Here is an 18,485-nt window from a genome sequence, read left to right as displayed (position 1 = left end):
TGCTCCTGTGCACATGGGATCATGATTGCCCCGCTCACCTTGGTACGCACCACGCTCAGTAAGTGTTGTTACTATCAATACTCCATCTATTTCTTATCATTGAAACAGGATGTGTCTGGAGGTAATTTGTTGGGAGAGATGGACTGAAAATCAATGATGGAGGCGGGCAACATTTTCACGCGAGAGGATTGTATGATGAAAAAGAATACAACGGCAAAGCGGGCGGTACTGGAATTGTCTCTTCAATGGCAGAGCCAGTATGGCCTGCACAACGACCGATGGTACGCAGAGAAAATTGATTTCTGGCGGGATTTTTTTCCAGGAAATCTGCGGCAAAATATCGCCGCCCTATCTCCGGGAGATGTCTATCGGGAAGCTTTTGATGCGGGAGGCCTGGTACCTGAATATACTGAGAAAAAAATTATTGAATTTCCTAAACATCTCTTTGTTAACGGACATGACTCGACTTTGTCGCGCCCTCTCCCCGGAAGGTTTTATCCACAGAGTTATGCCTGGAAAGCGCTCAATTCATTTCCGGAAACCACAACCCCGTTCAGACTCATAGCAGCATCGGCCAACACCCTCGTTGCCGACACCAATCATCCCCTGGCCAAATCTGCGCTGACAGTTGAGGCCACAATGATACAGTCCTTGGATACGGCCTCACAGCGTGGCGGTGCGGCCAATGATATTGCCGAGCTGCTCACGATAAACGGTCCGGGCATGCAGGTGCCCGACGCGAGATGTACGACACATCCCTATATGCCATATCCCCTGAGCAGAGAGAGCAAAGAGGAAGACAGCACATTTTATCGACTCCCGAGACTCGTTCATCATCTTGACAGCACGGCACGAGCGCACGTCCGGGCTATATATGGACGACTGTTAGCGCCGGGGTCAAAGATTCTCGATCTCATGAGCAGTTGGCAGTCCCATCTCCCCAATACTTTACGGGATTGTCACGTTACCGGTATCGGACTCAACAGGGAAGAACTGGAAAGTAATAAACAGTTATCTTTCTCTCTTGTTCACGACCTTAATATACAGCCGCTGCTCCCCTTTAGCGACCACCATTTCGATGCGGTTATCTGTACGGTGTCCATCGAATACCTGGTCCGACCTCGTGAAGTGATGGCCGAAGTTGCAAGAATTCTTCGCCCTGGGGGAATTTTCGTGGTTATTGCATCCGATCGCTGGTTTCCCGGCAAACAGATTGAACCATGGGCAGATTTACACCCCTTCGAGAGACAGGGGCTGGTTCTCAACTATTTCCTGCACGAAAAAGGTTTCAAGCAATTACGCACAGAATCACTGCGCGGCTACCCAAGGCCAGCCGAAGATCGACACAGCGACCGGCTGTATCTAGCCGACCCGCTTTTTGTGGTCTCCGGTATCCGTCGCAACTGATTCAGTTTACAGCCGATAAAAAATAAGGGTTGCTTCCTGATTTTTAAATTCGTACTCTCTTTTCTGGCTCCCGATTACCGGGAGCAGCTGGCGATGCTTAAAGAAAAACCGGCGCAACATCCAATTTCACAATAGCCTAGAATGCAAAAGAGGTTGCAGTATGGAGACAAGAAAAGAAAACAACAAAAAAGAACAGGACAACACCTTCGAGGAAGAAGAGATCATCGACAATGCCCTGCTGCAGATGGAGATACTGTATAAATGTCGCTGTGTCCAACCGCCTTTTGGCTCAAATGTGACCATACGCGAGATAAAGAAGGACGAATAGGACAGGGTCACACGGCACCGGATGAAGCGCATACCTGCATACCGATGCTTGTCGGCTGGACAATCGTATCCAAACCGCCGAGACCCTGCTCATGCGACACAGCTGGCCGGGAAATGTCCGGGAGTTGAATAATGTTATGGAACGGACCATGGCGACACTTGAAGGCGATCGGGTGACCGCAGCCGATCTGCGGTTTTACCTGCACCGCGGCAAAGAGCCCCGAGCTGTTGGCCCGGGTTCACTCCTGAAAGAGGTGGTGGCTAAAGCGGAAAAAGTTGCCATCCAGGATGCCCTGAAGATGACCGGCTACCATAAGGTCAAAACAGCGGAGTTACTGGGTATCCACCGCACTCTGCTGTATAAGAAAATAGCCAGATACAATATCGCCCTTCTTCCCGGCTGAAGCAGGGAGGGTGCCCGGTTGAAGGAGGTTTAAACAACCACGGGCGAGAGTTTCATCTCCATCACCGCCGGAAGAAATATCCTGCTGTCCATCAAACGGGGTTTTCCACTGATGATGGGCATAAAATCCATCTGGTCGAGAATTTCCTTTTGGAGATCAATTCCCGGTGCAATTTCAGTGATTTCCAGGCCATCTGAAGTCAGCAGAAAGACACAGCGTTCGGTAATATACACCACTTTCTGCCCTCTTCTGGCTGCATACCGCCCACTGAAAAGTGACATGCTCCACGGTTCCCTGAACAAACTTCTTCGCCTTGCCTTCCTGAGTCATACACAGCGCACCATCCTCTATAGCCATCTCCAGGCCACCTGCGGTAAAGGTGCCGACAAAAACGACCTTGCGGGCATTCTGGCTGATGTTGATAAAGCCGCCGGCTCCGGCCAGATTCTTGCCGAATTTACTGACATTGACCAGAGCAATAAATATACCATGCGTGGTACAAGGAATGCAGGACAGTGCTGCTGCGCACGGGGTGATAGCAAGATTGAACGGTTGGCGCAGAGATTGCACTGTTGCAGATCAGGGTAAAATGTTTATTCTGATCATTTCTACAGAGGACTGAACAACACGAAATTTTTACAATTCAAAAAGGAGAAAAAAATGCTGGCAATTAAAGGATCCGTCGCGGTCATCACCGGCGGCAGCGGGGGCATTGGCAAGACACTGGCTGAATACTGGCTGAAAGAAGGCGGGAAAGCGGTTATTGCGGATATCCAGGAAGAAGCATTGCAAACGACCGAAAAAGAGTTGCAGAAAATAAGCAGTGAAGTCGCCTCCATTGTCTGTAACGTGACGAAAGAAGATGATTGCAGCAGGCTGGCGCAGTATGCCATTGAAAAATTTGGTGCCATCAACCTTGTGGCGCCTTTTGCCGGGATAACCGGCGATGCCATGATGATCAAAACGGATCGCACAACGGGAAAAGTTACCGGCAAGATGTCCCTTGAGCTGTTCCAACGCGTTATCGATATAAACCTTACCGGGGTCTTTCTGACCGTGCGGGAATGTGTTGAACAGATGATCAATCATGACTGCAGGGGGCTTATCTGTCTGGTATCATCCACAGGATCTCTGGGAACGGCCGGCCAGATCAACTATTCTTCATCAAAAGCTGCCATGGCGGTTATGCCGAAGGTCCTGACTGCCGAATTTTTCAGGCGTAATATTGCCGACAAAATTCGCTGTATGGCCGTAGCGCCCGGCTATGTAGGGACGCAGATGGTGAAAAATATCGATGAAAAGGTCCTCGGCAAAATTATCGATCAGGTACCCATTGGCCGACTCATTGAGCCGGAAGAGGTAATTTCGCTGGTTGCCGAACTCTACAAAAACGAGGCTATGGCCGGCGAAACGGTTTTCATCCACGGTGGATTACGTCTGGGCTCGAAGGGGTAATTCCAGATGTTTAACGACTGCATATTTTTAATACGGAGGATACAGGCATGAAAGAAGTGGTGATAGTAAACGGCAGCAGAACGGCGATCGGCAGTTACGGCGGTACCTTGAAAGCCACGCCGGTCGTCGATTTAGGCGCCCAGGTCCTAAAGGGCACCCTGCATGCTGCAGGCTTGCGCCCTGTTGCAAGCGAAGAGTGTATCAAATTTGGTGCAGACAAAATCCGGGATGCGGGACAGATTGAACTGGAGAGTCGATACTATGACTATGCAAGCAGCTCTCAACCGGTGGAAATAGACCAGGTCATCATGGGCAACGTCATCGGTGCCGGCCAGGGCCAGAACGTCGCCCGCCAGGCAATGATCAAAGCAGGCATCCCAAAAGAGGCCAGCGCCACCTCCATCAACAAGCTGTGTGCCTCAGGTATGGAGGCTGTCGCTCTGGCGGTTCAGGCGATACGCTGCGGCGACGCCGATATTATTCTGGCCGGGGGCATGGAAAATATGAGCCTCGTCCCCTACGGCCTGCCGGCAGCCCGCTGGGGCCAGCGAATGGGAGATGCACAGATGGTCGACCTGATGGTGTTCGATGGCCTCCATGAAATTTTTTATGGCTATCATATGGGCATGACCGCAGAAAACATCGCCGCAAAATATGGCATCTCTCGTCAGGAGCAGGATGAAATCGGCGCACTCAGCCATCAGCGGGCCATCGCCGCCATCAGTAAAGGACTCTTTGAAAAAGAGATTGTACCGGTAGCAATCCCGCAGCGAAAAGGAGACCCGCGCATCTTTGCCGTCGACGAACGACCCATGGAAACCAGCACCGAGAAAATGGCCAAACTGCGTCCTGCCTTTAAAAAAGACGGTACGGTAACCGCCGGCAATGCATCCGGCTTAAATGATGCCGCCGCCGCCCTGCTTATTATGTCCGCCGACAAGGCCCGTGAATTAGGTCTCAAACCACTGGTGAAAATCAAGGCCCATTCCTCCGCCGGTCTTGATCCCGCCTATATGGGCTTAGGCCCGATACCGGCGGTGCGCAAAATCATGGCCAGACATAAGCTGACCATCGACGACTTTGACAGTATCGAATTGAACGAGGCCTTTGCCGCCCAGGCGATCGCCTGCATACGCGAACTCGGCTGCGACATCGAGAAAACCAACGTGCTCGGCAGCGGCATTTCTCTTGGCCACCCCATCGGCTGTACCGGGGCCCGTATCCTGGTCACGCTGATGAACCAGATGAAACGCAACAACCAGGCACTGGGGCTGGCTTCTCTGTGTATTGGCGGCGGTCAGGGGATGGCCATGGTGCTGGAAAATATTGCCAGCTAAAATCAAGAGGCACTGAGCTCCCATTAGCAAACAGTGCCTTTCTTGGCCGAAATACGGTATTTCAACATGAAGGAGCATACGCTGAAAAAAAACATCCTGGTTATATACCACTCCCAGGGCGGCACCATGAAACGGATGGCGGAGAGTTTTGCAAGAGGCGCGGCAAAAGAACCCAACATAACCGTCGTCTTCAAAAAAGCGGCTGAAGCCAGTCTCGAAGACCTTCTGGCCTGCAGGGCAATTGCCATCGGTTCTCCCGAATATTTTGGGACAATGGCCGGGATGATCAAAGATTTTTTCGATCGAACATATGAGGCCGCAAAGGACAAAACTACAGGTCTGCCTTTTATCGTCTTTGTCTGTGCGGGAAATGACGGACGGGGGGCAATAACCCAGATTGAAAGAATCGCTGCCGGCTATAAATGGAAACAGGTGCAGGAACATTTGCGAGTCGCTGGCCCGCCGACGGCACAAGATCTGGCCGCCGTGGAAGAGCTGGGGCAGACCCTTGCCGCGGGCGTCGATTTTGGTATTTTTTAGTGAATTAGAAATAAAGTACTTGTGCTCTTTACAAGTACTTTATTTCGTGAATGAACTTACACCCCTCAAGGGGGTACTGAACAGAGTCCCGCAATGCTGTTTGGCGGGATTAGTGAAAACCCCATCAGCAATAAACTTACACCCCTCAAGGGGGTACCAAACAGAGTCCCGCAACGCTGTTTGGCGGGATTAGTGAAAACCACCAGCAATCAACTGAACGCCCCTCAAGGAAGTACTGAACAGAGCCCCGCCCAGCACAAGTATTAAAAAGAATCCCGACCTATTTCCCGTTTCCCGGGCTTAGACGATGGACAATCTCTTTTTCCAGCTGCTTTGCCACCAGCGCCAGAGCCCTGCTTTCCCTGATAGGCCCGGAATTGTTCCAACCCATGACCAGTGCCGATTCTTTTTTCTGCCGGAACTCGGCAACTGAGTGCACCATGGTTTTCCAGCCGAAAAGTTTCTGCACAATGTGCCGCTCGGCAGAACTGAGATCTCTGTCCGTATCAATATCCGGATTGTTGTCTATTGGAATAAGCATATCTCCTTCAACCACCTCAACTCTTTAGAAATCTTTGGCCGGGGCCACAAAACGGCCGTGGGGCCATGATGGGGCTGCAATGGGTGTCCCGAGGTTGTAGCGAACCAGCCGATTTCTCAACTCCAGCAGGTTTTCCACCAGAGCTCCCTCCACCTCGGCGTAGGCCTGCTCGTCGACAACTCTTTTAACGACAATGCCAAGCAGCTCGGTGATGGCATTACCAACAGAGTTCTGACTGATCGTGACGATCAACCGCCCGGCATCATCCCGGTACAGCAATTGTTTATAAGCAGGTTTCCACCTAATCTGATTGGCAAACAACGGATCTTCCAGTACCTGCAAACGCAGCATCCGGGCCGCCTGATGGAACTGGTCGCTAAAGAGCAGGATATCTTCGATTTGATCAGGAAATGCAGCATCGGCGGGAATCCTGTTGTCCTCCGCCGCAACCAGGGCAAACAGAGCCCGGTAAAAATCGAGAAACCCTTTAAGAACCATATCGTATTCTTTCCAGAACTGCCCTCTGCTGAGCGAAGCTGCCCCGCCGACAACCTCCCAGCTGGGCAAGCCCTGAGGATACCCGGTGATAGCCAGTTTACATTTTTCAGGCTGAATCGGACGGAGCACTTCGAACTCCATGACCCCCAGAAACCGCCGATAGACATCACTTAAATAATCGAGAAAGAGACCGTTATGGCCGCTGTCGGTCAGATTTGGATTATCTTCGGCTGCATGGGGCGAGGATGCCAGCAGAGAGTTTTCAAAGACCATGAAATGGTTATGGATCATACGAATGCTCGGCACCCCGGACTTATTCAGCGGCCAGGTCGCATCCAGACTGGCTTCCCCGCAGAACACCAGATGTTTTTCAGGATCGGGATATTTCTCCAACATGAAATCCATCACCACTTTGGTCATCCGGCTAAAAACCAGATTTTCCCCCCGTGAAAGCTGGTCACGACGGACCGGTCGGCCCATGGGATCAAGCACTTTCTGTGAGGTATCGTAAATAATAGAGGTATCAAAGAGATTGGAATGACCAATCGCCTTGCGATAAAGGAGGAAGCCTTCCGGGGTGCGCAACAGCCCGTTTTCTCGGGCAAGATGACGCAGATTGCAGGGACTGTTGAAAAACTCCGTCGGGGCAACACCTTGTGGAATTTCTAAAGGGATCTGCCGGTGCGGGGTAGTTACTTCTCGAGGTGCGCCTATAGTCATGGGACCCTCACCAAATAATTGTTCCAGGAGGAAAAACAGAACTTGTCTCTCGGCGACAACGCTATAATTACTGCGTACCTTACAAATTATTCCTTTGTTTTTACAAGAGAATAATTTTCCTCAAAGTGCTCTGGGTTGGTCGTCCTTTGGTCATTTTCAGCATAAACCGCAGAAACCGCGCGACGGTACAGATGCATATTTCCAGATCAAGCATCGCACGGCATCATGGATTTCTGTACTTATATCCAACACTGTAAACAGACTGAATCAGCTCGAGGTCTGGAGCGGCCACGGCAATTTTTTTTCGCAGTTTTTTAATATGGCTGTCTATAGTCCGATCGCAGACGATACGACGGTCGGTGTAGATGCGATCCATTAACTGGTCCCGGCTGAAAATCTGTCCCGGCCTGCCAGCCAGAATGCTCAGCAGCTGAAACTCGACGGCAGTTAAATCAAGGGCTTTTCCCTGCAGGGTTGCCAGGTAACAGTCTTCATCAAGGATCAGCACTTGATCCGTCTGGGCTGGTTGCAAGCCTCGGCGCAAAACGGCTTTAACTCGAGCCACTACTTCCCGGGGACTGAAAGGCTTGCAGATATAATCGTCAGCGCCGAGTTCCAGGCCAAGCAGCCGGTCGATTTCTTCTGCTCGAGCGGTGACCATGATAATCGGAACATTGGAAAATGTGCGGATTTCCTTGCAGATCTCCAGCCCATCTTTATTCGGCAGCATAAGATCCAGCAGGATAAGATCCGGACTGTTGTCTCTCACCCACGGGACAGCAAGCATCCCGTCCCGGAGACACTCCGTTGCATACCCTGCCTGCTGCAGATAATCACGATGCAGTTCAGCCAGACGCTTTTCGTCCTCTACTATCAATATCTTTTGTTTCATCTGGTCGTTATCTCAGGCGCCTCTATAAAGAGGCAGTTGAATGTTTATCAAGACGCCGCCAAGCGGTGAACAACCAGCCTCAATTCTCCCCTGATGGGCATCAACAATATTTTTACAAATGGCCAGCCCGAGCCCTGCCCCGCCGGTAGCACGATTTCGGGACCCTTCACCCCGGTACAGGCGATCGAAGAGTCTTGGTAATTGTTCCGAAGACACACCCGGCGCCGAATCTTCAATGCGAATAACCACCATACCTTTATCGACCTCTGCCTGAACCGCTATTTTTCCTGGTGAATCAGTATAGCGGAGGCTGTTTTCAAGCAGATTGGTAAATAACTGGTGGAGACGATCAGGATCCCCGAGTAGAGAACAGGAATCGTCGACATCCAGATCTGTCGACAGTTCAAGTCCTTTCTGACGCGCCCGCTGTTCGAACAGTTCGACTGTCCCCACTAAAATTCCGGCCGGGTTGACCTTCACCCTCTTATAATTCAGGGCTCCGATATCGGACATAGAGAGTTCATAGAGATCATTGACCATTCGTTCCAGATGAATGATCTCTCCATGCAGGGCAGCCATTGTATCCGGATCAGGCTGCCGTATTCCATCCTGGACAGCTTCAATCTCACCGCGCAGGACAGCAAGAGGTGTGCGCAGTTCATGGGAGATATCGGCCACCCAGAGCTGCCTGTTCTTTTCATTTTTCTCAAGGGTCATGGCCAGGATATTGAAATCATCAGACAGGCGGCCCAGTTCATCCGCGGTAGTAACGGCAATACGTGTCTTGAATTGGCCGGCGATCAGCTGTCGTGTCGCTTTTGTCAGCGAATTTATGGGGCGCAACAGATGGATGGTCACTGGAAAAGTAAGCAGGAGAGACAGTCCCACCATCACGATGGTTATCAGCACAAACGACTCGGTTTGCTGTTCGACAAAAAGGAGGTCTCCAGAATGGGACAGCTCTTTAAACGGAATCAATCCCAGATAGCCGATGGCTTTTCCTTCGTGAGTGATAGGCCGCATGGTAAGGTTATTGCGCCTTGCGACATCGGGTGGCCCACCAATCACCCATCTCCGGTCAGCATCAAAAAGAACGATTCGCGGCCCCAAATCCCTAGGGAGCCTCGGTGGTAGAATTTCCGGCGGTGGCAGAGGCTCATCACCAGGAAAAACCTTTCCCCTTTGAGGGTCAATTCTTTCCTCAATATCAGAGAGATGGGACGCATCTCTATGTATTTTCCGCCAAAGAGGATGATTTCGGGCAATAAACTGCCAGCTGCCGTTTTGGACATAATAACCGGTCAACTGCACGGCAAACCTATCTAACTGTTCCACTTCCTGGCTCTTGACGTAATTTAAAAAACCACGATCAAAATTCCATTGCAGAAAGAAAAAAAGACCTACCGCAACGATCACGGTTGTCAGCAGGAGCGTGGCAAAGAGTTTGTGTCTGATGCTGATTTTCACAGAAATCCCTTGTTAAGTTGATCCCCTGCTTGAAATCAGGTGCAGAGGGGGATGATGCGCCATAAAAGCAGGATAGAGAACAAATGTGGAAGAAATATGAACCGGCAGTAAAAAATACCATGGCTTCCATAATTCTTCCACATTTCGCATCTAGCCTTGTAGAGGATCAGCAGCAAGAGAGGTGACCTGCGGCACAAAAAAAGCAATGAACTATTTCCATGAGAAAATGAGCACGAATGAGCGGAGCAACTGTTTTTATTATTGGCGGAGAGAACAAATTCTACCTTGATCTACAACAGCTCTTGAGCACCGATGAGATGGTTGTATACCGGAAGGAAAATTTTCAGCAGGCAATGGATTTTTTTGAGCTGTATCCGCCCCACATGGTGGTGCTCGATTGTCCTGAAGGGGTCGATGGCCTCACTCATTGTCAGACAATACGCACCATTTATCCAGAATTATTAATGCTGATATCCGAACGAAAAAATAATAGCTTTCATAAACTGGCGCTTGATCTCGGCGCGGACTCCTCAATGGCCTGCGGCGATGGGGCACCATTAGTTGCCGCAAACATCAAGGCATTGCTCCGCCGATTTATCCCTAAGAAACCAGACCTGCAGCTAAAATTCGGCAGGCTTACCGTTGACGCACGACGACGAGATGTATTCATAGACGGGCAAGCGATCGCGCTTTCTACTGTAGAGTTCCAGTTATTCTGGTCGCTTGCCCAAAAAGCCGGATCTGTGGTTTCCCGCGAAGTCATTCACCAGGATATATACAACACGAGATATAATGGATATGACCGCAGCATTGATCTGTACATTTCCCGTATTCGGCAGAAAATCGGTAATCATACCAAAGCGGCCAAATGTCTCAAAACGGTACGAGGTGTTGGTTATCAGTTTATTGATGATGCAGGTGGCCAGAACCTGCGGCCAAAAAATTGATACAAACTGTTACAATCACGAGATGTTAGAGCTATAAAACCTCTCGTTGGGGCAGTCGATATATACTACGGGATAGCCGTCTTTTTTCTAAGGCTGCGGAACACCTCGCCGGATAAAGGGGAAACAAACCCGGATTCTTTACAATTCCCTCTTAAGGGGAAGAAATACCTTACCGATTATTCGCTTGGAGAAAACAGGTTCACGATCGGTAAGGTACCAAAATGAAAGGAGATCAATAATGATCAGCAGTATAAGCAGCTCGAGCAGTACGATGTCGATGATGCGCAGCAGTGCTATGCAACGCCCCCCCTCACAAGGAAAAGATGCATTTCAGCTGTCTGACACAGATGGTAATGGCCTGGTATCCAAAAGTGAACTTGCGACTCTTACCTCAGAGATTTCTAAAGTTACCGGCAGCTCAATCAATGTCGATGATGCCCTGAGCACTAATGACACCGACCAGGATGGCAGCCTCAGTGGTGAAGAATTATTGCAGATGTTGACCGGCATGGGTTTTTCTCCTTCCGAGGTGACGCCTGGCGAGGGGGAAGAATCCTCTTCAAAGCCACCGCCACCGCCACCGCCAAGGGAGCAGGCAATCTCTGCCTATTCCAATAACTCCGGGGAAGATGATAGTCTGGCCCAATTACTCGAGTTATTACAGAACCAGGAGAATACCGGAACAAGCACATACAGCTCTGTTGACGTAACATCCTGAGTCGATGCGGCGGTATTCTAAGCCCGGTAAACAGGAAGCCAGCCGGGACTCTTTGTTATGCTCGCTTGACGGGTACTCTTTTTAATACCCGCCTGAGGGGTATACGTACCTTGAGACAGATTGGCTTCTTGCAGAAAACAAGAAACCGATCTGCGGGGTACTAAAGAGACGACGGTTTTAGTATTCAGATGGTTTATCCCACACGCTCCATCTCGTTGTTCATTTTTTCTAGTTGCTCGTCCCAAACCGGGGGTACTGAACAGAGTCGTCCTGGCTCCTTCTTGCCCCCGCATTTCTCTGTTTGCTCATTGTTTGCTCATTGCTTCCCTATTTCTTCCTCAATTCAGGGTTACAAACTCGATTAGAATCAATCATATCATCTCCAACTGAGAAACGACGCAAAAGAGACAGAGAGGGAATCAATGATCAGTCACGTAATTAATATAGTACTGACAATAATAGCAGGTCTGGCCATGCTGTTTCTTGCCCTGGCAACTGTCCATGCCGATGACAATTACGACGCCAACAATGGCCAGGAAAAACAAAGAGACCTGGGTGGCAGGAACAGTGTTCCTTCTGCCCTGGTGGATAGCGGTCAGGCCGGATGCTATGACATACAAGGAGAAATCGGTTGTCCTGCTGCAGGAGAAGCATTTAACGGGCAAGATGCCCAGTACCAGGGAACAGCGTTTAATTTTACCGATAACGGAAATGGTACGGTGACGGATAACAACACCGGCCTGCGCTGGCAGCAGATTCCGTCAGACCAGCCGTACAGCTGGGCCGATGCTCAAGAGTATTGCAAATCTTTAGAACTGGCAGGAAGTGGTCAATGGCGGACACCTACCCTGAAAGAACTTTTTTCCATCAGCGATTTTATCACCGGATGGCCTTACCTCAACACTGAGTATTTTCAGTTAGCTTCCGCACCTGACCTGAAACAGCAACAGTACTGGTCAAGCAATTATTACCACCTCGGCACGACTCACGACGGTGCACCTTCCACCTTCGGGGTAAACCATGGAACCGGCCATATCAAGGCCTACCCGGACGGCAGTGACGGCGCCTCGGTGGCAGCAAAATACGTACGCTGCGTTCAAGGTAAAGAATATGGCCTCAATATATTTCATGATAACCGGGACGGTACCGTAACCGATAAAGCGACAGGCCTGATGTGGATGCAGGAAGACAGCCTTATCGATCTCAATTGGCAGGAGGCTCTGGCCTATGCGGATTTGAAGAACACAGAAAAATTTTCAGGCTATGGAGACTGGCGTGTTCCAAATGTCAAAGAGCTGCAAAGCATCGTTGATTATACAGGTGTTTATCCTGCAATCGATGTACGTTTTTTTAGTATGACTGATCCGGATGCATATTTCTGGACGAGTACTTCCGCTTATTTTAGCCCGCAGAATCCTGGATATGTTTATGCCTGGTATGTAGCCTTTGGATATGCCGTTGATGCTTCCGGTGCAGACATCCACGGAGCGGGTGCCGTTCGTTTTGCCACCAAGGTCATGGGTGGTCCGGCAAGTGAGGAATCAGAACGTATCTATAATTACGTTCGCCTGGTTCGCGATACTGCCGAACCTAAAAGATAAGCTGCAAAACCACGTCAACAAAAACGCCAGGTTTCCCGGTTCCCCCCCTCTCCTCCCCCACGCAAGGGTACCGGGAGGCCTGGTTTTTTTTGAGGCCAGAGAAGCACGGGCGATAATACCCCCTTTAACCGGACCTTATTGCAATGCACCAAACGTAACTTCCATATTTCTTCCATATTTCGTCCTCAATTCAATATTAATTATACCGGTAACCCCACGTACCGCAGACCAAGAACTGAGGCTGGCTGCGGTATATTACTACTATTAAACGGTCACCTGACCACAATGGAGATAACACATGAAGAGATTTCACCCACTGAAGGCTGCTTTACTCATGGCAATACTGGTCCTGTTCCCGATCGCCGGTTGTGCGGCGGGCGACGATGCCAACAATAACCGACGCCAGGGCCCGCCGCCCGAGGCAATTTCCGCGTGTGCAGGCAAGCAGGCAGGAGACAGTGTTGAATTCACCGGGCGCCGCGGGGAAACAGTCAAGGCAACCTGCAGGGAAATGAACGGCCAACTGGCTGCAGTTCCTGCGGGAGGACCGCCTGAAGGTAATTGCAACTAGCCGGACACCTGTCAGCGTAGCTTTGTCCTATCACTAATCTCCCGTCGTTGGCGGGAGTACAGGGTGTAAAAGTATATGAAAATATGGAAACGATATGGATATCAAGATTGCAAGCCAACAAAAACAGCCGGAACAGAAGCCGTGCCAACAGCCATTGACCGGTGCCAATGACATGCCATGTGGACTAGCGGAAAACATCACCATGCGGCAAAGGCATGGTGAAAATCCCAAACAGGGATCACCTCGACCTTCAAGCGGCAAAATTCTTGTTGTTGATGACAGTAACGAAAACAGGGATATCCTGGAGATTTTTCTGGGTGTATACGGTTACGACGTTATCTCGACATGTAATGGCGACGAAGCCTGGTATTTATTTCTAAAAGAAAAATTTGATCTGGTTTTGACTGACATCTGTATGCCGGGACTGGATGGCAATGCATTGGCCAGCCGCATAAAAAACCGAAGCAAGGGATTACCGATTATTGCAATCACCGGATCAACCTGGCTGGCAGAAGAATGTTTCGACGAAATCATGACCAAACCTGTCTGGCTGCATGCTCTTCTGAATTCGATCACATTTCATCTCAACAAAGCATCTACCCGCGCCGGAACTGAAGCAGTAGTTCGATAATGACATTGAGGCAATCTCCCAATATTTATAATATTTATAATTGAGAAGTGGTATGACGATAAAACTTATAAGCGGCTGCATCGGTTGCGGGACATGCGTAGCAAGCTGTCCTACCGATGTTTTGCGTCTGGATCCTAAGACCAAAAAGGCGATAATCAAATACCCTGCGGATTGCCAGATATGTCATTTATGTCGAATGTATTGTCCGGTTGATGCCATCACCATAACCCCGGATAAATCTATTCCGGTCATTGTATCCTGGGGGTAATGATGCATAGCCAGACAAACAGACGAGGTCTCTTGCCGGCGATCTTGCTTTTTACAGGTCTGCCGATCTTCATCTATGCAACAGGTGATTTTCCGAGACGCACCTTACTAAAAGAATCCATTTCGCTCCTCACCATCATTGGCTTCTGCATGATGCTGGCCCAGTTTTTTCTGACTCGCAGCGGCAATTCCCTGCTGCTTGGGTCAAACATGGCCAAGGTCATCAAAATTCACAAGATTATTGGCTATGTATTCGTATGTATCATACTGGTTCACCCGTTTTTAATTGTCCTTCCGCGATATTTTGAGGCAGGCCTCGACCCCGCAGCGTGTCTCATTACAATTTTGCGTACATACAGTAATTCTGGAATTTTGATCGGTATTTTTGCCTGGTGCCTGATGTCCATTCTTCTGGTCACCGCGATTTTTCGCAAAAAAATTCCACTTCCATATAAAACGTGGGTGCAATTCCACAAGTGGCTGTCGATTGCCTGCATGATTTTTGCCTGCTGGCATGCCCTAGACCTTGGGCGTCATACGGATCGGGTTTTGTCCGCTTATATCATCTTGTTAGCTTTTTGCGGCATACTTTTGCCCTTAAAAAATTCTAAATCACCAACTGTTTTACAATCAGAGATCTCACGCCCCGGGAAAGGCGAAATAAGCCGGGACTCTTTTTAGTTCTCGCTTGACGGGTATGCTTTACAATCCCCCTCGAGGGGGATAAGTGCCTTGGTGGTCAAGTTTAAGCGTATAATTGCAAAGGAATCTCCTGATTCCCGGTTATTGACGAAATACTATGAGGAATAAGACACGAAATGACATCTTTATCGAAAGACCCGACGCTTCTTTCTCGGCGCCATTTTATGGCGTTAGCCGGTGGCATTGCCGGCATGGCAACGCTCTCTGCCCTGGGAGTTCCATCCGGCTGGGCTGCCAATACAGCAAAAGTTGATGTCGATACGGTAAACCGCAAAGAACATACAAGCGATGTTTTAGTCATCGGCGGAGGAATGGCCGGACTCTTTGCCACCGTCAAGGCACACGATGCAGGTTCTAAAGTAATACTTGTCTCGAAAGGACGTCTGGGCTCCTCGGGTCAGACACCCTTTGCCAAAGGCATTTTCACCTACGATGCAGCGACTGCCCCCATCAGCCTCGATGCGTTTGTCGACAAGGTTTCCCGTTCGGCAATGGGCACCAATAATCCAGTCTATACCCGACAAATGGCCGAACATTCAAGGGCCCGTGTCGATGAGTTGCGCCAGTGGGGATTCTTTGACTCGCCGCTTTATAACACATGTTTCAGCAAGCCAATCAAAGAACGAAATATTCCGGTGCTGGAGCGAATCGTTATCACCCACCTGATTAAGGAGAACGGACACATCGCAGGGGCAGCGGGTTTTAGTATGGATTCCGAAAAAATCCAGATATTCAGGGCAAAAAGTGTCATTCTCTGTACCGGCGCCGGAGGATTTAAACCAAATGGGTTTCCAATCTGCGACCTCACCCACGACGGCACGATCATGGCCTATACTATTGGCGCAAAGGTGACCGGCAAGGAGTGGAATGACGGGCATCCCGGTCAGGCGACAAATGCCGCAGCCTGTTTTGATGGCTGGCATGGGATGTTCGAGAGAAAACCGGATACGGTAGGGGTTGAAGTACATCACGATTTAGGGGTGGATTTGAATTATATCGCCTACGTCAATGGAGGACCGGTTGCAATGGGGCCTCCGGGGAGTGGGAACACTACAAGTAAAGGAGGACCGCTCACGCCTGCCGAATTTGCCCGCCCCCCCGGTGGCCCACCGCCTGGCGGTGGAAAAGCGCCGGGCAATGGTGGACCACCTTCTGGAAAGGGCGGAGGGCCTCCGGGAATGGCCGGGATACCTGTCGGCGGCTCCTCTGCCGGGATGTCTATTCATAAATCGGAAGGACTGGTGCCAATTAACGACAGATGTGCCTCAAACATCCCTGGTCTATACGCCGCAGGCGATGCTCTGGGGTCGTATATGGCGGGGGCTATTTACACCCAGATCGGATCCTCATTGGCCGGCTCGGCCGTACAGGGTGCTGTAGCCGGTACGGCAGCAGCCGATTACTGCAAGGCGGTTGATTTCCAGGACGTTTCGACAGCGAAACTAGACGATATACACCAGGAGATACTTGCTCCCCTGCAAAGAAAAGCAGGCTATAGCCCTGCCTGGGTAACGCAAACCCTGCAAGGCATCATGATCCCCAATTTTGTTCTGTACATCAAAAAGGAAAAGTTACTCCAGGCAGCTCTGGCATACGTGGAAGAGCTGAGAGATCATCATATGCCGATGTTGCGAGCTGCAGACTTTCATGAGCTCAGACTGGCCCACGAGACCGCCAACATGATCATCAGTGCGGAAATGAAACTGAAGGCCTCGATCATGCGTAAAGAGAGTCGTTGCAGCCATTATCGACTTGATTATCCGGAGATGGATACGACAAACTGGCAGGCGTGGATAAATATCTACAAAGGTGCAGACGGCTCCATGCAGTTTGAGAAACAGCCCTTTGCCGCCTGGCCGGCATGATTTCGGCGGATAAAGATTTCTTTTAGCAGCGCCCGGGTCGAAAACAGCTACGCAATATCATTGTTGAAAAGGAAATTGACGATCACTCGGAGTTGATTACAATATGTCTGGATGTAAAGAAAGAATCATAGAGAAGGAGGAAGCAATGCAAAAAAAGGTTCTGGTACCACTCGCCGATGGCTTTGAAATGCTTGAAGCACTCAGTATCGTAGATGTTTTTCGCCGGGCCGGGGCACATGTCGACTTGGCCGCTATCGGCGACACACTGCAGGTTACGTCATCGCATAGCGTACCGGTCATCGCCGACAGGAAACTTTTTGATTGTGCCAAGGAAGCATATGACCTGATTGTCCTTCCCGGTGGGATTCCAGGTGCGGAAAACTTGAAAAATTCATCCGTTCTGGCAGAGCTCTTAAAAAAACAGAACAGCGAGAATAAACTGTACGGAGCTATCTGCGCCTCTCCGGCCGTTGTCCTTGAACACCATGGGCTGCTCGACGGCAAGAAAGCCACGTGTCATCCCTCTTTTATCGAGCAACTGAAAACCCGGACGAACGTCGGGGAACGTGTCGTTTTCGACAAAAACTGCGTAACCAGCAGAGGCGCCGGAACCTCCATTGAATTTGGCCTCGAACTCGTCGGTATCTTGCTGGGAGAAGATAAAAAGAAAGAGGTGGCCAAAGGTATGGCCATTGATTGTCCGTGAACGGTTGAACGGATCCACCTGCGTGGGGAGTTGTCGGAACCCATCCCCCCGGTGGAACCGAGCATAAACCGGAATTTTTGACCATACCCTTTGCGGGGGCGCAGGACTCTGCCCTTTCAACAATCTTTTATTTTCTGCAAATGCTGCAGGAGCTCAATCGTTTTAATCTGCAGGTTCTTGACGGCCAGGTGGAAGTTTTGGAGAAACTGCGTTTCAGTTGGCGCACCCTCGTCTACCAGATCGGTGATTGCTTTAACGGCAATCATCGGCACCGAAAGACTGCGACAGACCCAGGCGATCGCCGCGGCCTCCATATCCTTGATAACCGCCTGGTTTTCCAGAATGAGCTGCAGATCTTTGCCCTGCAGGTCCAGGGAGTTGCCGGTTGAAATAATCCCGGTTTTCAGATGCAGCTCGGCGGCAAGAGAAGACGTATCATAACACGAATAGCGCCCGATTCCGTAGCGGTCAAAGCCCGGCAGAGGAATGCGCCTGTCATGAAAACAGAAGGTGCCGGAGCCAAGATAGACATCACCAATCTCGCATCCCCGGCCACCGAATCCACCTGCCGTGCCGGCATTAAGCACCAGGTCCGGATTGCATTTTTCAATGGCCAGATAGGTCATCAGGGCTGCCGGAACCGTCGCCACATTGTCGACGTGGAACTCCGGGTCGGTGCCGCTTACTACGACTGAAAGCTGGGCTTTTGCGAACCTGCCTTGAAATAGTTCAAACGGGACACCAGAACGAAACGGTTGCTTTTGTTGCCGTAAATCAAGAGATTGCAGCAATGTCCTTGCTTCATTTTTCATGGCCATTAAAATCGCAATTCGTACCATATGCCAAATTCCCATAAAATGGATAATGCAGCCGGGTAATTGATCCAGCC

The 18,485-nt window shown here is 50.2% G+C and carries 20 protein-coding genes and 1 pseudogene; 15 read left to right on the top strand and 6 right to left on the bottom strand.

What is annotated here, in order from left to right:
• Positions 1-192: 192 nt before the first annotated feature.
• The 3 genes from FCL47_RS16395 to FCL47_RS16390 all read left to right on the top strand — a co-directional run bounded on the left by FCL47_RS16395 (position 193) and on the right by FCL47_RS16390 (position 2,138).
• On the top strand, positions 193-1,407 hold the full coding sequence (locus FCL47_RS16395; RefSeq protein ID WP_167496532.1) for a class I SAM-dependent methyltransferase: 1,215 nt from the start codon (positions 193-195) through the stop codon (positions 1,405-1,407).
• 160 nt (positions 1,408-1,567) lie between these two features.
• Positions 1,568-1,735 (top strand): hypothetical protein, encoded by a 168-nt coding sequence (locus tag FCL47_RS24430; protein WP_153306375.1) that lies wholly within the window; start codon positions 1,568-1,570, stop codon positions 1,733-1,735.
• A 91-nt stretch (positions 1,736-1,826) separates the two neighbouring features.
• Positions 1,827-2,138: a helix-turn-helix domain-containing protein gene (locus FCL47_RS16390; protein ID WP_136814613.1), complete on the top strand. Its 312-nt coding sequence runs from the start codon at positions 1,827-1,829 to the stop codon at positions 2,136-2,138.
• A 29-nt stretch (positions 2,139-2,167) separates the two neighbouring features.
• On the opposite strand, the pseudogene FCL47_RS25680 reads toward FCL47_RS16390, so the two are convergent.
• Positions 2,168-2,609: pseudogene (locus FCL47_RS25680) on the bottom strand (acyl CoA:acetate/3-ketoacid CoA transferase); the annotation flags it as partial.
• Between the two features lie 189 nt (positions 2,610-2,798).
• On the opposite strand from FCL47_RS25680, the gene FCL47_RS16375 reads away from it, so the two are divergent.
• The 3 genes from FCL47_RS16375 (at position 2,799) to FCL47_RS16365 (ending at position 5,470) form a co-directional block, all read left to right on the top strand.
• Positions 2,799-3,593 carry an SDR family NAD(P)-dependent oxidoreductase gene (locus tag FCL47_RS16375; RefSeq protein WP_136814610.1) on the top strand — a complete coding sequence of 265 codons (795 nt, stop codon included), beginning with the start codon at positions 2,799-2,801 and terminating at the stop codon, positions 3,591-3,593.
• A gap of 47 nt (positions 3,594-3,640) precedes the next feature.
• The gene (locus FCL47_RS16370) at positions 3,641-4,930 is read left to right on the top strand and encodes an acetyl-CoA C-acetyltransferase (RefSeq protein WP_136814609.1); all 1,290 of its coding nucleotides are present in this window, start codon (positions 3,641-3,643) and stop codon (positions 4,928-4,930) included.
• Between the two features lie 66 nt (positions 4,931-4,996).
• The gene (locus FCL47_RS16365) at positions 4,997-5,470 is read left to right on the top strand and encodes a flavodoxin family protein (RefSeq protein WP_136814608.1); all 474 of its coding nucleotides are present in this window, start codon (positions 4,997-4,999) and stop codon (positions 5,468-5,470) included.
• A 280-nt stretch (positions 5,471-5,750) separates the two neighbouring features.
• Here the strand turns inward: FCL47_RS16365 and FCL47_RS16360 are convergent, their stop codons facing one another.
• From FCL47_RS16360 to FCL47_RS16345, 4 genes are all read right to left on the bottom strand, one after another.
• Entirely contained in the window at positions 5,751-6,011 is a 261-nt protein-coding gene (locus FCL47_RS16360; RefSeq protein WP_136814607.1) for a hypothetical protein, read from the bottom strand.
• Positions 6,012-6,035: 24 nt separating this feature from the next.
• Positions 6,036-7,229: a hypothetical protein gene (locus FCL47_RS16355; RefSeq protein WP_136814606.1), complete on the bottom strand. Its 1,194-nt coding sequence runs from the start codon at positions 7,227-7,229 to the stop codon at positions 6,036-6,038.
• A 223-nt stretch (positions 7,230-7,452) separates the two neighbouring features.
• Positions 7,453-8,121 (bottom strand): response regulator, encoded by a 669-nt coding sequence (locus FCL47_RS16350; RefSeq protein ID WP_136814605.1) that lies wholly within the window; start codon positions 8,119-8,121, stop codon positions 7,453-7,455.
• Positions 8,122-8,133: 12 nt separating this feature from the next.
• Positions 8,134-9,588 (bottom strand): ATP-binding protein, encoded by a 1,455-nt coding sequence (locus tag FCL47_RS16345; RefSeq protein WP_136814604.1) that lies wholly within the window; start codon positions 9,586-9,588, stop codon positions 8,134-8,136.
• A 236-nt stretch (positions 9,589-9,824) separates the two neighbouring features.
• Here FCL47_RS16345 and FCL47_RS16340 point away from each other — a divergent pair, with 236 nt between their 5' ends.
• The 9 genes from FCL47_RS16340 to FCL47_RS16300 all read left to right on the top strand — a co-directional run bounded on the left by FCL47_RS16340 (position 9,825) and on the right by FCL47_RS16300 (position 17,596).
• A complete protein-coding gene (locus FCL47_RS16340; RefSeq protein WP_136814603.1) occupies positions 9,825-10,535 on the top strand; it encodes a response regulator transcription factor in 711 nt (236 codons plus the stop codon).
• Between the two features lie 238 nt (positions 10,536-10,773).
• Positions 10,774-11,253, top strand: a complete 480-nt coding sequence (locus tag FCL47_RS16335; protein WP_136814602.1) for an EF-hand domain-containing protein — start codon at positions 10,774-10,776, stop codon at positions 11,251-11,253.
• 422 nt (positions 11,254-11,675) lie between these two features.
• Positions 11,676-12,854, top strand: a complete 1,179-nt coding sequence (locus tag FCL47_RS16330; protein WP_136814601.1) for a DUF1566 domain-containing protein — start codon at positions 11,676-11,678, stop codon at positions 12,852-12,854.
• Positions 12,855-13,152: 298 nt separating this feature from the next.
• Positions 13,153-13,425, top strand: a complete 273-nt coding sequence (locus FCL47_RS16325; protein ID WP_136814600.1) for a hypothetical protein — start codon at positions 13,153-13,155, stop codon at positions 13,423-13,425.
• 94 nt (positions 13,426-13,519) lie between these two features.
• Complete coding sequence (locus FCL47_RS16320; protein WP_136814599.1) at positions 13,520-14,056, top strand: response regulator; 537 nt, start codon at positions 13,520-13,522, stop codon at positions 14,054-14,056.
• Between the two features lie 52 nt (positions 14,057-14,108).
• Entirely contained in the window at positions 14,109-14,324 is a 216-nt protein-coding gene (locus tag FCL47_RS16315; protein ID WP_136814598.1) for a ferredoxin family protein, read from the top strand.
• The gene (locus tag FCL47_RS16310; protein WP_136814597.1) at positions 14,324-15,004 is read left to right on the top strand and encodes a ferric reductase-like transmembrane domain-containing protein; all 681 of its coding nucleotides are present in this window, start codon (positions 14,324-14,326) and stop codon (positions 15,002-15,004) included. Before FCL47_RS16315 ends, FCL47_RS16310 begins: the two co-directional genes overlap by 1 nt.
• Positions 15,005-15,141: 137 nt before the next feature.
• Positions 15,142-16,890 (top strand): FAD-binding protein, encoded by a 1,749-nt coding sequence (locus FCL47_RS16305; protein WP_136814596.1) that lies wholly within the window; start codon positions 15,142-15,144, stop codon positions 16,888-16,890.
• Between the two features lie 145 nt (positions 16,891-17,035).
• Positions 17,036-17,596, top strand: a complete 561-nt coding sequence (locus tag FCL47_RS16300; protein ID WP_136814595.1) for a DJ-1 family glyoxalase III — start codon at positions 17,036-17,038, stop codon at positions 17,594-17,596.
• A 116-nt stretch (positions 17,597-17,712) separates the two neighbouring features.
• Here FCL47_RS16300 and FCL47_RS16295 read toward each other — a convergent pair whose 3' ends face one another.
• The gene (locus tag FCL47_RS16295) at positions 17,713-18,435 is read right to left on the bottom strand and encodes a 5'-methylthioadenosine nucleosidase (protein WP_167496530.1); all 723 of its coding nucleotides are present in this window, start codon (positions 18,433-18,435) and stop codon (positions 17,713-17,715) included.
• Positions 18,436-18,485: the final 50 nt, after the last annotated feature.

The sequence above is a fragment of the Desulfopila sp. IMCC35006 genome (assembly GCF_005116645.1).
In the GTDB taxonomy this organism is placed as follows: domain Bacteria; phylum Desulfobacterota; class Desulfobulbia; order Desulfobulbales; family Desulfocapsaceae; genus Desulforhopalus_A.
This window is presented reverse-complemented; position numbering and strand designations above follow the sequence as displayed.